Source organism: Acinetobacter sp. ANC 5414 (assembly GCF_013004295.1).
GTDB lineage: Bacteria > Pseudomonadota > Gammaproteobacteria > Pseudomonadales > Moraxellaceae > Acinetobacter.
The window spans coordinates 349,098-363,608 of record NZ_JABERM010000010.1 but is presented as its reverse complement, the minus strand read 5'-3'; the positions used below and the strand labels follow the sequence as shown (position 1 = coordinate 363,608).

Genomic DNA, 14,511 nt, shown 5'->3' with positions numbered 1-14,511 from the left:
TTTTGCATTTTTTGCTCGCTCCCTAGTAGTAATTCAAAAGATGCAGTGATAGCATATTTGCAGACCAGTTAGACTGCCTTTGCATTGTTACTGCCTAACAAATATTAGGAAGAATAAAAGCACTCAACAGGCTAACATAGGTTTTTTTTAATCTCATATTTTAGAGAGTGATGCCATGTTATTCAAAAAAATCGCTATTGCTGCTGCAGTTGCTACTACTTTAGCTTTCGTTGGTTGTGCTAAAAAAACTGAAGAAGCTCCTGCTGCTGAAGCTGCTGCTTCTGAAGCTGTAGCTGCTGCATCTGAAGCTGAAGCTGCTGCTTCTGCTGCTACTGTTGAAGCTGCTCCTGCTTCTGCTGCTGAAGCTGCTGCTTCTGTAGCTGTTGATGCTGCTGCTGCTGCAACTGATGCTGCTTCTGCTGCTAAAGCTCAATAATCTTTACGATTATTAAGTAAAAAAAGAGAGCCTTTGGCTCTCTTTTTTTATGGCTAAAATAAAGATCAGTAAAATAAAAATTATTCAATCTTATGTTCAGCTACAACTTTACTTCCAGTCATAGCCGACAACCTACCCCCTCTCACTCAAGTGATAGAGTTTCGCAAATTTTAAAATAAAAAAAGCAGATCAATCGATCTGCTCATTTCCTACGCGCTGGCGGAATTTCTGCCCTGCACGGAATGTGACTACACGGCGTGCAGAAATTGGAATTTCTTCACCCGTTTTCGGGTTTCGACCTGGACGTTGACGTTTATCACGCAACTCAAAGTTACCGAACCCCGAAAGTTTTACTTGCTCGCCTGAGATTAGCGCTTGGCTAATCTCATCGAAGAACAACTCGACCATTTGTTTTGCTTCACGACGGTTTAAACTCGTGAGCTCACTTAAATGATCAGCCATTTCTGCTTTTGTTAGTGCTGTCATGAAGCCCTCAATGTCGCTTGGTAAGTGTTTTCCAACACTTGAAGGATATTATCCATACCTGATTTAATTTCAGCATCTTCCAATGTACGGTTTGGATGCTGCCAGAGAAGTGCAAATGCCAGTGAGCGTTTCCCTTCTTCTACTCCTTGTCCAGTGTACACATCGAATAACCATGTCGAGTCTAGCATCTCTCCACCCATTTTTTCGATAAGTCCCTGAATTTCGCTAACATTAATCTTATCATTAATTAAAAGCGCAATATCACGTCTTACTGATGGAAAACGTGATAATTCTGTAAAATTAGATACATAAGTTTGCAAAACAGCCTTTTGGTCCAGTTCAGCAACCCAAGTCATACCCAAATCGAGTTCATCTTCCAAAGACGGATGTAAGCGCCCCAGGTAACCGATCGACTGACCATCAACCAGAATTTCAGCCGATTGTCCAGGATGTAACCAGCTACGCTCTGAACGTACATATTCGACTTTAACACGTCCTGCTGTCAAAATTTCCTCAACTTCACCTTTCAAGTCAAAGAAATCCATCGGCTGTGCTTTACCATGCCAAGATTCAGCGGTTTTAGCACCCACAGCGATTAAAGCCAAAGTCGGTATTTGTTTCAGATCATGAATGCTTTTTGCATCTTGATAATCAAAACGTAAACCGAGTTCAAAGAAACGTACGCGGCTTTGTTGACGGTTAATATTGTACTGCACACATGGAATCAAACTGGATAACAAAGTCGAACGCATCGCAGCCAATTCACTTGAGATCGGATTTGCCAACATCAATGGATTAACTGCAGGATTCAATTGTTTTTCAAGTTTGGCATCGGCAAAGCTAAAGCTAATCGCTTCTTGATAACCTAAAGTTACCAATGTTTGACGAAGTTGAGCCAATTCAAACTGATCTTGATGTTTTGCTAATTTCACATCGATCACAGGCAGGCTGATTTGAATATTGTCATAACCGTGAATACGGGCAACTTCTTCAATCAGGTCTTGATAAATGGCCATGTCATAACGGTGTGAAGGAGGAACAACGCTCCACTCGCCTTGTGCTTTTACCGTTACGATACAACCGAGACGTTGTAACGCATCAGTAATAAAGTCACTTTCTACGGCGTAACCCAACAGTTGATCCACTTGAGCTTGATTCAGTTCAATCGCATCACGTGTTGGTAAAAGTTCAACCTTTTCTGCAACAGTAATCGGACCAAACTCACCACCGGCAAGATCAGCAATTAATTGAGATGCACGGTTCATTGCGATTAATGGCAATTCAAAATCTACACCACGTTCATAACGCTGCGATGCATCGGTATGTAAACCATAACGACGTGCACGGCCAGCAATGTGCAAAGGAGCGAAGAAAGCAGATTCCAGGAAGATTTCAGTGGTTTCATCGGTGACTGATGAAGATAGACCGCCCATGATGCCGGCAATCGCCAAGGCTTTTGCATCATCTGCAATCACCATCACATCTTCAGTCAATTCAACTTCTTGTTCGTTTAACAATACCAATTTTTCGGCAGCTGTTGCCTGACGAACATGAACTGAACCTTGAACTTTACCGCCATCAAATGCGTGTAGAGGCTGACCAAGTTCAATCAGAACATAATTGGTAATATCGACCAAAATGCTGTGCTGACGGATACCAGAACGAGCAAGTGCACGCTCCATCCATACCGGTGTCACAGCTTTGGTATTGACGTTTTTAATGACACGACCTAGGTAACGTGGACAACCTTCAGTATCGACAACAACTTTTTTCTCTTCAGAAATGGTCGCAGCCACTTCCTTGATTTCAGGTGCAGTGACTTGAAGTTGGTTGATCACCCCCATTTCACGGGCAATACCACGGATACTGAAACAGTCACCACGATTTGGCGTGATACTGATATCAATAACGTTGTCATCAAGGTCTAAGTATTCACGGATGTTCACGCCTACAGGTGCATCCGCTGGAAGCTCTAACAGGCCATCAATTTTATCTTCAAGATCAATTTCAGAAGCACCGCAAAGCATACCTTGTGATTCAATACCACGAAGCTTGCCTTTTTTGATTTTAAAATCGCCCGGCAATACTGCACCAATCGTTGCCACTGGCGCTTTCATACCTGCGCGTACATTTGGCGCACCACATACAATTTGTAAAGGCTCACCTGATCCAATGTTTACTGTGGTTACACGTAAACGGTCAGCATCCGGATGTTGTTCTATAGTCAGAACTTCACCTACAACCACACCTGTAAATGGTTTAGCCGCTGGAGCCAACTCATCCACTTCCAGACCAAGCATAGTCAATTGATCAGACAGTTTTTCACTATCAATGGCTGGATTGACCCAGGTGCGTAACCAATTTTCGCTAATTTTCATAAATTCAATTTCCTTAATCTCCCCTAACCCCTCTTTTAAAAAGAGGGGAAAGCCACACACTCTATTTTGACTGTGGAAGTCCCCCTTTCTTAAAGGGGGATTTAGGGGGATTTCTATAAACCTTTAAATTGTTAAATCTGTATTTAAACCATTAAGCAAATTGGCGTAAGAAACGCACATCATTTTGGAAGAACATACGCAAGTCATTCACACCGTAGCGAAGCATTGCAAAGCGTTCTACACCCAGACCAAAAGCAAAACCTTTATATTTTTCAGGATCGATGCCCGCTGCTTGAAGCACGTTCGGATGCACCATACCGCAACCTAGAACTTCTAACCAACGACCGCGTTCATCCATGATATCCACTTCGGCACTTGGCTCAGTGAATGGGAAGTAAGATGGACGGAAACGTACGGTTAAATCTTTTTCAAAGAATTCGTTCAGCAAGTTAATCAACAAACCTTTCAGTTCTGCGAAGCTGGTATTTTCGGCAATGTATAAGCCTTCAATTTGGTGGAACATTGGCGAATGGGTTTGATCCGAGTCACAGCGATAGACACGGCCCGGGCAGACAATGCGAATCGGCGGTTGTTGAGTTTCCATGGTACGGATCTGCACACCTGAAGTATGCGTACGCAATAAATGGCTCACATCAAAATAGAACGTGTCATGCATGGCACGTGCCGGGTGATGACCCGGAATATTCAATGCTTCAAAGTTGTGATAATCATCTTCAACTTCAGGACCTGTCGCAACCGTAAAACCTGCTTTGGTAAAGAATTGGCAAATACGTTCTTGCACTTGAGTCACCGGGTGGATACTCCCCACGCTTTGACCACGACCTGGCAAGGTAATGTCGATCATTTCGCTAGCAAGTTTTTGTTCTAGTGCAGCTTTTTGTAATTCCGCCTGGCGTGTCGTTAATGCACCCGTAATGGCTTCACGTACAGCGTGAATTTTCGCCCCAAAAACTTTACGTTCTTCAGGGTCCATTTTACCGAGTGCCTTCGATTGTTCCGCGAGCTGGCTTTTCTTCCCTGTAAATTGCACTCGTACTTGATCGAGTGTAGCAAGGTCTTGAGCTGCTGCAATCGCAGCGAGCGCTTCAGTGGTCAGGGCTTCCAGTGACATAGTAACTCTCAAAGCAACAATTTAAAAATATAATAAAACCCCATATTCTAACAGTTTTTGAACGGATTGATGAAGTTCCCTGTAGAGGAAAATTAGATTGGCATCCAGATTTATAAAAAGTATAAGATAAAGCCATTATTCATGAGATCAATAACAATGGCACTCGATCCAATTTGGAAACAACAATTGACTTTGGTAACGTATGGTAATGAGTATCTCAGCCAGAATTTAAGCTTTAACCATTGGGTCCAGCATTCCATTTTTAACCAGCATAACTTGCGTTTCCGTGATCTCATGTCACAACATTTACTGGCGCAACATTTTCAAATCTGGCTTGAAGGATTGAAAAAACAAGGCAGCCACCGTATTAGCTTGCATAGTTCAAGTCTTTTAATTGACGAAAAAAATCCAAATGCTAATGTAGAGCTACTCGCGATTCCACATTTTATTGTCAGCCATGAACATAACAAAAAAACCGCATGGATTTTTGGTAAGGAATTACCTGAATGGTATAGCGCTGACAATGACTATGAAGCGCCTAAACCCCAACAAGAACAATGTCGTCAGGAAACATTTTGGCGTTTTGAATTAAATCCCAAGCTTGCAAAACGTGTAGATGCCGATTTACAACAGCCCAATTGGGATGATATTCAGACCTATACCGATAATGAATTATTTGACAGCAAATTTGCACAAGGCTTTAGCGAACCCGCAAACCGGGATTTTCCTTATTACGGCATCACTCAAGCTGAGACCGAAAATGCCGATGGCTCGCCTTTGCTTGAAAGTAAATATCTGCCTTTACTGCCAAGTGAATATCAGGCGGATTATGCGCATAGCACCTTACATCGTTTAGAAGCATTATCGACTTACATTCAGCACAAACTGCAACATCCGTTTCATGCTGATGGCAGTGAACTTACAGCTGAAGATCAACTGAATCTGCGTCACTTTTCGCAAAAACTGGATGATTTAAGAGCAAAATTTATTGTCAAAGTTGCCAATCATTATCAGTCTGCAAAACTGAGTAAAGTAGAAATTGCCAATCCTTTAGACGGCGCACATGCCACTCCGCCCGCATCACCCCATTTAAAAACCCACAAAGCAGCGGCTTCACATAAAGTCGGTGCATCGGGGGTGATTAAACTGATTTTGTTGACCATCGTGATTTGTCTGTTGGCTTATTATTTTGGACTTTAAATTTTATAAAGATACTAAAAAATTCAGCTCAATAGCTATAAAAAGAAGAACACGTCTCTTATCTATACATGTTCTTCTTGTTTTTTGTTTTTATTAGCCTTAAAGATAAGCGGATTATAAGTCTAGTTTTTTGTGATCCGTTTCCACTCCGTCGGCATGACCAGTAAGACTGCCTTTAAGCAATTTAAAGAGTTGAGTCACTTTATTGTCGGTCACGTTCCAATATTCCGCACTCACCGCTTCAGCAACCAAAATGCGTATGCTCGGATCCTCCTTTCCTTCAAACCAGTTTTCAGCCCACGGATTCCATATCTTATCAATCAAGGTTGCATCTGTGCTGATATGGGCATGTGCGCTAATCGAGACATAAATACCATCAGCGGGTTTGGCATAAGATAATCCAATTTTATTACGCCCCGAATTGACTGCATTCACCAGATCATTGCTATCACTCATGATAAAATACAGACTGTGACCTTCACTTATCTTCTCAGTCTTCTCGGAATTCAGCATGGTCATCGGTTGTGAATGTAATTCCTGCGTTTCAGTCGTATGACTGATCATGGCATATCGTACTTCCTTGATCAGTTGCCATAATTTTTCGCGATTATGATTATCCGTCATTGCTCTTCTCCTGAAGCTAAACTTTAGAAATAAGAAATTATTTAATTTTGTGTATTCGCTTCTTTACTAGAGTAGTGATATTTTTCACTTTGGATATCCCACCTTACTCAACTTATACATTTGAATAATAAAAAATTGGCTTAAAGATCATAAGAAACAACGAAAAAGAATTTGCTTATAAACAGAGTTAAGAAGTCGAATTTATCTTTAGATTGATTAAAGGCTCATGAGCGATAAATTTTACAGTTGCTCGCATACCTGAACTATTTTTAACTGGGTTAAATATCTCTGCTTCAATTGTTTTAATTTTTATGAATTGTGCATTAATAGTCTGCTGAAATTTAACAGGAGCGTTCAAACGTATTAATGCCCAGCTTAAAAATCAACAGGAGCGTTCAAACGTATTAATGCCCAGCTTAAAAATCAACAGACTCGGGTTTAGCTCATGATTTTGATGCTTCCGTTTTCGCTTTTTTAAGCGTCAGCTTTTTCAATACCTCTGACACAGCCACCATGGCAAAACTTGAAGTCACCACCACGGCTGAACCATAACCGCCACAACGCAAGCCGGCACTTGGACAGACATCGGCACTTGAGAATGGATTATCAATCGAATAGACACAGGTAATGCCAAATTTCTCTTTGGGCTTTTTACAAATTCCTTTGGCACGCAATTGACTGCGTAATTTGGCCAACATCGGATCCTGTTCAGTTTTAGACAAATCTGCAACACGAATTTTTAAGGGATCCAGCTTGCCGCCTGCACCGCCCGATACAATCAAAGGAATTTTATTAAATCGGCAATGCAGCATTAACGCCAATTTGGCTTTGACATCATCAATGCAGTCTAGAACCACATCGGGTTTGTTTTCTAACAGTTCTTTGACATTCTCGGGCGTTAAATAATCATCCACCAAATTAATTTTGATACGTGGATTAATCGAATGACAACGCTCTGCCATCACCTCAATTTTTTCACGCCCCAAGGTCGAACTCATGGCAGGCAACTGACGGTTAATATTGGATGCAGCAACGACATCCATATCAATGATCGTCAGCTCAGCAATGCCGGTACGTGCTAAAGCTTCAACTGCCCAAGAACCGACACCGCCAATTCCAATGACCATGACATGGCTGTGTTCATACTGACGAAAAGCTTCATCTCCATAAATTTTTTCCACACCTGCAAAGCGGCGCTCATATTCATCATCTTCAGGAAGATCAGTCATTCGTCATCTGGTATCTAAAAAACACCGGCGCATTTTATCAAATTCAACCTCAATGCGATAATCTATATCTTTAAGTCTATTCAATAGCCCCAATCAAAGATGAAATAAAGAGAATTCTTAACGATAAAAAAAGAGGCTTGCGCCTCTTTTATTCATCCTAGTAGGATCAGTCTTTATTCATGATAAAGAAATACTCACGATAATATTTGAGTTCAACAATCGAATCACGAATATCATCCATGGCTAAATGTGAGGCATTCTTTTTCAAGCCACTCATAATTTCTGGACGCCAGCGTTTCGCCAACTCTTTTACTGAAGATACATCAAGATTACGGTAATGGAAGAATTGTTCCATTTCCGGCATTAAACGGTGCAAGAAACGACGGTCTTGGCAGATGGAATTACCACACATTGGTGATGATTTTGGCGTCACCCATTTTTTCAGGAATTCTAAGGTTTGTTGTTCGGCATCTTGTGCAGTGAGTTTACTACGGCGTACACGTTCAATCAGACCCGATTGTCCATGTTGACGGGTATTCCATTCATCCATCGCATTGAGCACGCGATCTGACTGATGCACAGCAAGCACAGGGCCTTCCGCCAAAATATTGAGGTTATCGTCTGTCACAATTGTTGCAACTTCAATAATTTGGTCGTTATCTGTATCTAGACCTGTCATTTCAAGGTCAATCCAAATGAGGCGAGTATCAGGAGTGCTGCTCATAAATGTGCAATCTTATTAGGCTTAAAAACGGCTATAGTAGCAAATTTATTGCATCTTGGCTGTAACTCGTACCCCGCTTCATGCTATTTTTGACATCCTTAGTTCATGGTTTTCTTAGGATATGAATGGCTTTAATTCGTAAACGTCGTTTAACTGAACAGCAGCAACGTCGCATTCAGAAACAACATCAAACACGTCAAGAAGAACTCGACACTTCAAGTGATTTAGAAGGCTTGGTGGTACAGCACTATGGTCGTCAACTTGAGGTTCAAGCCCTATCAACGCCTGATGAGCATCCGATCAAACCTGAAGTACTCGCAGGTGAACCAGAACCTTTTTGGAAGCCGATTGAACTCGGCAGTGTATGGCGCTGTCATACACGTACCAATTTAGAAGCCTTGGTCACCGGTGACCGGGTCAAATGGCAGGCCGATCCGAATACCGGACTCGGCATTATTACTGCGATTCATCCACGTCAATCACTACTGACACGTCCTGACCGCTACCATAAAGTTAAGCCGGTCGCCGCTAATGTCAGCTTGATTGTGATTGTGTTTGCATCCTTCCCCGAAGTCGCTCCCAGCTTAATCGACCGTTATATCGTGGCATGTGCCGATGCAGAAATTCCTGCACTTTTGGTGCTGAATAAATCTGATTTGATTAAAGAAAATGATCCGATCTTGATCCTGATGCAAGAGTATCAGGCATTAGGTTATGAAATCATTCAAACACAATCTGGTGGTGATTTATCGGAACTAGCCAATCGTTTGGCTGGTGAAACTGTGGCCTTTGTGGGACAGTCCGGTGTCGGGAAAAGCTCACTGATTAATGCCATGGTTCCTGATGCTGCGCAAAAGACCAATATCATTTCGGAAAACTCTGCACTGGGTCAGCACACCACCACCTCTACACGTCTAATTGCGTTTGGTGAAGGTGCAGCACTGATTGACTCACCGGGAATTCGCGAATTTGGCTTATGGCATTTGAACCCGGACAAAGTTCAGCAAGGTTTCCCTGAAATTGAAAATCTGCTTGGACATTGCCAGTTCCGTAACTGTACCCATAAGCATGAAAAACAATGTGCTTTGCGTCAGGCAGCGCAATCGGGTGAAATTTTGCAGCGTCGTTTAGACAGTTATTTACGTTTAACCGATGAAATTGCTGAAGCTCAGCAAAAAAATTAGTTTTTCTTAACCCTTAGCCCTTGAAGCGGTGATTTTGATCGCCATATTTATGAGCTATACTCTACGCAATTTAAAATTGTACTTAGGTGACTTGTGGAACGTTGGTTGGAATTTATGGGGAATCACCCCTTCTTGTTTGGAACACTTGGGGTTCTCATTGTTTTGTTCTTCGTTTTAGAAGGACAACGCCATGGTCGTAAGATTTCACCACAATCTTTGGGCATTTTAGTCAAAGCTAAGAATGCCATGCTGATTGATTTACGCGATGCCAAAGACTTCCGTGAAGGTCATATCAGCGGTAGCCGCAACATTCCGTATAGCCAAATTACAAGCCATCTTGAAGAGTTAAAATCTTCAGATCGTCCACTGGTGTTTATTTGTAACCTCGGTCAAATCGCAGGTACAGCTTTGCAACAGGTCGGTCATGCTGATAGCTACCGTTTAGACGGCGGTATCAACAACTGGAAAGTCCAAGGCTTACCACTGATTAAAAGCAAGTAATTCGCTTAAGGAGATTATTTTAATGGCTGAAGTAACTATCTATTCAACGACTGTATGCCCTTACTGCGTTCGCGCAAAACAACTTCTTGAGCGTAAAGGCGTTGCATATAAAGAAATTAATTTATCTAACGAAGCGCCTGAAGTACGTGTTGAACTGATGCAACGCACCAATCACCGTACTGTTCCACAAATTTTTATTAACGACCAATTTATCGGTGGTTTTGATCAACTTTATGCTTTAGAGCGTGAAGGAAAACTCAACGAATTATTGGCTTAATACTTTCATTAAGTCACCCTCATATTAAGGATTAAAAAATGAGTGAACAACAAGCTCAAGCACAATTAGCACTTGAACGTATTTATACTAAAGATATTTCTTTTGAAGTACCTGGGGCTCAAGTATTTACCAAAGAATGGCAGCCTGAATTAAATATCAATCTGTCTTCTTCTGCAGAAAAAATTGATGCGACACATTATGAAGTTTCATTACAAGTGGTTGTTCAAGCAAATAACGCAGGTGAAACCGCATTCATCGTTGATGTAACACAATCTGGAATCTTCTTGGTTGATAGCGTTGAAGAAGAACGCCTTCCTTATATTTTGGGTGCATACTGCCCAAATATTCTGTTCCCATTCTTACGCGAAGCTGTAAATGACATGGTAACTAAAGGAAGCTTCCCGCAATTGCTACTTACTCCAATTAACTTCGATGCTGAATTCGAAGCGAATATGCAACGTGCTCAAGTTGCCGCTGCTGAAGGTCAGGCTTAATCGTTTAAGCCAACCTCATATAAAAAGACCGCATATGCGGTCTTTTTTATTGGCGTTTAAGCCCCTCTTTATCAAAGAGGGGTTGGGGGAGATTACAGAATCCCTCCCACCCCCCCTTTAAAAAAGGGAGGAGCTTTTAGATGAATTTATTCACCATCCATCATTAAATCTGCGCTCATACCGACTGTATTGAAGCCAGCATCAACATACATAATTTCACCAGTAATACCATTTGCCCAAGGTGAGCATAAGAATAATGCAGCATTACCCACTTCTTCAATCGTGACATTACGTTTAAGTGGCGCAACTTTTTCATTCAGGTCTAACATTTTACGGAATGATTTAATGCCTGATGCAGCCAATGTACGAATTGGCCCCGCTGAAATGGCATTCACACGAATACCATCGCTACCCAAGCTTGACGCTAAATAACGTACGCCTGCTTCCAATGAGGCTTTAGCCATACCCATCACATTGTAATTTGGCATCACACGTTCAGAACCTTGGTAAGTCAACGTCAGTAAGCAACCTTGACGAACTTTGAGTAAAGGTTTCGCAGCACGTGCCATTGCAACAAAACTGTATGCACTAATGTCGTGGGCAATGTTAAAACCTTCACGGTCAGTCACATCGGTAAAGTCACCATCCAAAGTGTGTGCAGGCGCGAAACCGATTGAATGAACTACGCCATCCAGACCATCCCAATGTTTTGCCAAATCTGCAAAGGCCTGGTCAATTTCAGCATCAACTGCCACGTCACAAGGGAAAACTAGCGTTGAACCAAATTGTTCAGCAAAATCATCAACACGTTTTTTTAATTTTTCATTTGGATAAGTAAATGCAAGTTCCGCACCTTCACGGTGTAAGGCTTGAGCAATACCAAATGCAATTGATAACTTACTTGCAACACCCGCGATTAAAAAGCGCTTACCCGCCAATAGTCCTTGTGCCATGTGAATCTCACTCAAAATAATTTACAAGCATAATGCCAAGTCTGGAGCATTTGCGAAATTGCATAATGCGCCTTTTTTTACCATGTTCTGTAAAAGTCATAAAAAAATGCCCCCACGATCTGGGAGCATTTTTATTTAGATGCATTTTACTTTTAAGATGATTAATCATCGCCTTGTAATAAACTGAGCAAACGCAGGAATGAATAATACATCCAGACCAAAGTCGCTAACAAGGCAATACCACACAACCATTCCATCGCTTTCGGGGCGTATTGCGCAGCTGATGATTCAATCAGGTCAAAGTCGAGAATCAGGTTTAAAGAAGCAATCACTGCAACAAATGCAGCAAAGCCGATACCGAGCCAATTGCTTTCAAAAATGTAAGGAATGCTTGAACCAAAAGCCAAACGCATGACAATTTGCACCACAAAGACAATTGCGATCGCAATGGAGGCGGACAAAACCACGGCTTTAAATTTTTCTGTAGCACGAATAATTTGAAAGCGATACAAGGCAAACATCACCAAGGTGGTAATAAAGGTGGCCAGTAATGCCTGTAAAGGTACGCCCGGGAATTTCACCTGGAATATTACTGAAATTCCGCCTAAAAAGGCACCTTCAAATAAGGCATAAGGAATCGCCAATACCGGTGCTGTATTCGGCTTAAATGTAGCGATGAGTGCCAGGATCAATCCACCAACCGCACCGACCATTGCACCCGCATAGGCCAATGATAAATTTAAGCTGATGAAGCTATAAAAAAACAGAGACAAACCTACTGTAGCAGCAATGACTGTCAATAACACAGATTTTTGAATCGCGCCTTGTACAGTCATGGTCTGGTTATAATCACTGTGGGTTTCCACCCGGGTTAAAATGGGGTTATTACTTTGCATAATTCACTCATTATTTTTCATTTCAATTTTTAAAATAGTATAGACAGGTTTTAACCATAGAAAATGGATCTTTTCAATATTCCACAAAACAGGATGACTCAACAAAATATATTCATAGCAAATTATGTAATCAAATACGAATATTTATGGATAAAAGGTTATTTAATAACGTTTTTTAAGCATCAAGCTGTAAAGCATTGAGCGAGTTTTGCCAGAGTTGCAGGGCAAGAATATCTGGTGCAAGATGAAGAGATTGTGCCAATCCGGCTAAAACATAAGGCAAATTGACAGGGGTATTTCGGGTTCGCTGCTCGGTTGAGCTTTGACAACATAAAGGTGTCATATCTGGACAATCGGTTTCCAATACCAGATGTTCCGCCCCAATGGCCTGAACCACCGCATGTATTTTTTTTGCATTCGGATTAGTAATTTGCCCGGTGACCCCAATTTTAAAACCCAGTTTAATAAAAGCCTTGGCTTCTTCTATCCCACCGCTAAAGGCATGGGCAATACCGCCCAATTTAAATTGATGCTGCTTCAAGATAGACAAGGTTTCAGCATGCGATTTACGAATATGCAACAACACAGGCTTATCAAATTGTTGCGCCAATTCAAGTTGTGCCGAAAAAAAATCTTGTTGCTTTTGAAAAGCATCTGCTTGCTTGTGCTGTTTTAAAAAGCTATCCAAACCGATTTCACCAATCGCCACACATGCTTCAGTTTTTAAAAGTCGCTCTAAATCGGCAAGGTGAGATGCTTGATGCTGTTCGATATAAACCGGATGCAGACCAGGAGCTAAATAGCTTTTGGGTGCATCCGGTAATTGATTTAAAAAATGCTGACTTTGAACTAAATCATTAAAGCGAGATTGCACAAAACCAATCAAAATTAACCGTTCCACCCCCACTGCTTTTGCAGCATGCGCCAGTTGCTCCCGATCATGATCAAAATCGGGAACATCAAAATGGGTATGGGTATCAAACAGTGGATAAGGCATTAAGATTTAGCTTTATTTGCCGTAGCTGTACTTGCCGGCGCTTCAACCTGAGGTAAATACTGTTTCTTCAGCACGGTTTGCAATTGATCATAAGAAATGGTCAAACGTGGCAATCCCACCACATAAGGGCCAATTTCATATTCGCCATATTGCAAAATCAAACCTTGGCTAGATAAATAGAAATTATCCGATAAGGTGAATTTCCATGCCTGTTCATATTCATCAACGCTATTCGCCAACTTGGATTCAATCACCCAAGTTTTAAACACTTCATGGGCTTTCTTTTCCAAAGCGGCTTTTTGATTTGGCGCCAGAATACCATTCAGCTCAACCTGTTTTTTCTTTTCCAGGTCAAAATTATAGTAGCGCTGTGATGCTGAACCATGTGCCCCACCCAAATAACTACTCGAATTCAAAACTACAGTCGCTAAAGGCAAGTCTGCATTTAAGATTTTCGGCTTGATCATTAAACTAATTTGATGATTGGCGCTTAAAGCCTTCAATTCTTTATCCAATGACAAAAAATTCACTAAATAAGGTGCAACTTGTTGTTCCAGTTTTTGCTTTGGCGTTTCAATCGCTACTGATGCGGCCTGTTCAGCAGCCTGATCCTGAGCTTTTGAATCTTTCGAATTTTCTGCTGTTGTTGCCTGTTGATTTTCTTTTGCCAACTTCGGAGAAATATCTAAAATATGATCCAGCTGTTTTAAAATTTGCTGGTCAATGAATTCATCAATAAAGGCCTGGTTACTGGAAAGACGTTCTATCGAAATTTCAGGACAACTATTGCCATCACACTCAGGCAAATCTAAAGTTAACTTTTCAGAATCCCCTGCCAATTTTAATACTTCAGCTTGAACCGCTTCCGATGCCGGCGTTTGATCCTGTTTAGGTTCGGTCTGTTTAGGCTGGCATGCACTCAATGCAATCGCTGATGCAAGAATACTGATGGTAAATATTGTTTTATTTTTCAACATGAGGCTGACCTATAACTTTAATC

General features: G+C 41.4%; 16 protein-coding genes. 6 read left to right on the top strand and 10 right to left on the bottom strand.

The genetic code is table 11. The features are described from left to right. Positions 1-175 precede the first annotated feature (175 nt). Complete coding sequence (locus tag HLH18_RS07480; protein WP_171546328.1) at positions 176-436, top strand: hypothetical protein; 261 nt, start codon at positions 176-178, stop codon at positions 434-436. Positions 437-625: 189 nt separating this feature from the next. Here HLH18_RS07480 and HLH18_RS07475 read toward each other — a convergent pair whose 3' ends face one another. From HLH18_RS07475 to pheS, 3 genes are all read right to left on the bottom strand, one after another. Beyond that, entirely contained in the window at positions 626-922 is a 297-nt protein-coding gene (locus HLH18_RS07475; protein WP_004649746.1) for an integration host factor subunit alpha, read from the bottom strand. Then, positions 919-3,300: a phenylalanine--tRNA ligase subunit beta gene (gene pheT, locus HLH18_RS07470; protein ID WP_171546327.1), complete on the bottom strand. Its 2,382-nt coding sequence runs from the start codon at positions 3,298-3,300 to the stop codon at positions 919-921. Before pheT ends, HLH18_RS07475 begins: the two co-directional genes overlap by 4 nt. Positions 3,301-3,451: 151 nt before the next feature. Next, positions 3,452-4,432 carry a phenylalanine--tRNA ligase subunit alpha gene (gene pheS, locus HLH18_RS07465; protein ID WP_171546326.1) on the bottom strand — a complete coding sequence of 327 codons (981 nt, stop codon included), beginning with the start codon at positions 4,430-4,432 and terminating at the stop codon, positions 3,452-3,454. Positions 4,433-4,588: 156 nt separating this feature from the next. On the opposite strand from pheS, the gene HLH18_RS07460 reads away from it, so the two are divergent. Next, complete coding sequence (locus tag HLH18_RS07460; protein WP_171546325.1) at positions 4,589-5,632, top strand: hypothetical protein; 1,044 nt, start codon at positions 4,589-4,591, stop codon at positions 5,630-5,632. Positions 5,633-5,746: 114 nt separating this feature from the next. Here the strand turns inward: HLH18_RS07460 and HLH18_RS07455 are convergent, their stop codons facing one another. The 3 genes from HLH18_RS07455 to orn form a co-directional block, all read right to left on the bottom strand. After that, positions 5,747-6,256, bottom strand: a complete 510-nt coding sequence (locus tag HLH18_RS07455) for a pyridoxamine 5'-phosphate oxidase family protein (RefSeq protein WP_171528120.1) — start codon at positions 6,254-6,256, stop codon at positions 5,747-5,749. A 443-nt stretch (positions 6,257-6,699) separates the two neighbouring features. Beyond that, positions 6,700-7,485 (bottom strand): tRNA threonylcarbamoyladenosine dehydratase, encoded by a 786-nt coding sequence (locus HLH18_RS07450; RefSeq protein WP_171546324.1) that lies wholly within the window; start codon positions 7,483-7,485, stop codon positions 6,700-6,702. Between the two features lie 166 nt (positions 7,486-7,651). Further along, positions 7,652-8,209, bottom strand: a complete 558-nt coding sequence (gene orn, locus HLH18_RS07445; RefSeq protein ID WP_131290284.1) for an oligoribonuclease — start codon at positions 8,207-8,209, stop codon at positions 7,652-7,654. A 125-nt stretch (positions 8,210-8,334) separates the two neighbouring features. Here orn and rsgA point away from each other — a divergent pair, with 125 nt between their 5' ends. From rsgA to secB, 4 genes are all read left to right on the top strand, one after another. Continuing rightward, positions 8,335-9,393, top strand: coding sequence for a small ribosomal subunit biogenesis GTPase RsgA (rsgA, locus tag HLH18_RS07440; protein WP_171546323.1), 1,059 nt, complete (start codon positions 8,335-8,337; stop codon positions 9,391-9,393). Positions 9,394-9,486: 93 nt separating this feature from the next. Then, the gene (locus tag HLH18_RS07435) at positions 9,487-9,894 is read left to right on the top strand and encodes a rhodanese-like domain-containing protein (protein WP_131290290.1); all 408 of its coding nucleotides are present in this window, start codon (positions 9,487-9,489) and stop codon (positions 9,892-9,894) included. Between the two features lie 22 nt (positions 9,895-9,916). Then, complete coding sequence (gene grxC, locus HLH18_RS07430) at positions 9,917-10,171, top strand: glutaredoxin 3 (RefSeq protein WP_086175788.1); 255 nt, start codon at positions 9,917-9,919, stop codon at positions 10,169-10,171. A gap of 38 nt (positions 10,172-10,209) precedes the next feature. Further along, complete coding sequence (secB, locus tag HLH18_RS07425) at positions 10,210-10,665, top strand: protein-export chaperone SecB (protein WP_131290293.1); 456 nt, start codon at positions 10,210-10,212, stop codon at positions 10,663-10,665. A 146-nt stretch (positions 10,666-10,811) separates the two neighbouring features. Here the strand turns inward: secB and HLH18_RS07420 are convergent, their stop codons facing one another. The 4 genes from HLH18_RS07420 to HLH18_RS07405 all read right to left on the bottom strand — a co-directional run bounded on the left by HLH18_RS07420 (position 10,812) and on the right by HLH18_RS07405 (position 14,488). Next, positions 10,812-11,618, bottom strand: a complete 807-nt coding sequence (locus HLH18_RS07420; RefSeq protein ID WP_131290296.1) for an enoyl-ACP reductase FabI — start codon at positions 11,616-11,618, stop codon at positions 10,812-10,814. 161 nt (positions 11,619-11,779) lie between these two features. Further along, on the bottom strand, positions 11,780-12,514 hold the full coding sequence (locus HLH18_RS07415; RefSeq protein ID WP_171546322.1) for a Bax inhibitor-1/YccA family protein: 735 nt from the start codon (positions 12,512-12,514) through the stop codon (positions 11,780-11,782). Positions 12,515-12,689: 175 nt separating this feature from the next. Next, positions 12,690-13,511 (bottom strand): TatD family hydrolase, encoded by an 822-nt coding sequence (locus tag HLH18_RS07410; RefSeq protein ID WP_171546321.1) that lies wholly within the window; start codon positions 13,509-13,511, stop codon positions 12,690-12,692. Continuing rightward, the gene (locus HLH18_RS07405; protein ID WP_171546320.1) at positions 13,511-14,488 is read right to left on the bottom strand and encodes an RsiV family protein; all 978 of its coding nucleotides are present in this window, start codon (positions 14,486-14,488) and stop codon (positions 13,511-13,513) included. The genes HLH18_RS07410 and HLH18_RS07405 overlap by 1 nt, the downstream gene beginning before the upstream one ends. Positions 14,489-14,511: the final 23 nt, after the last annotated feature.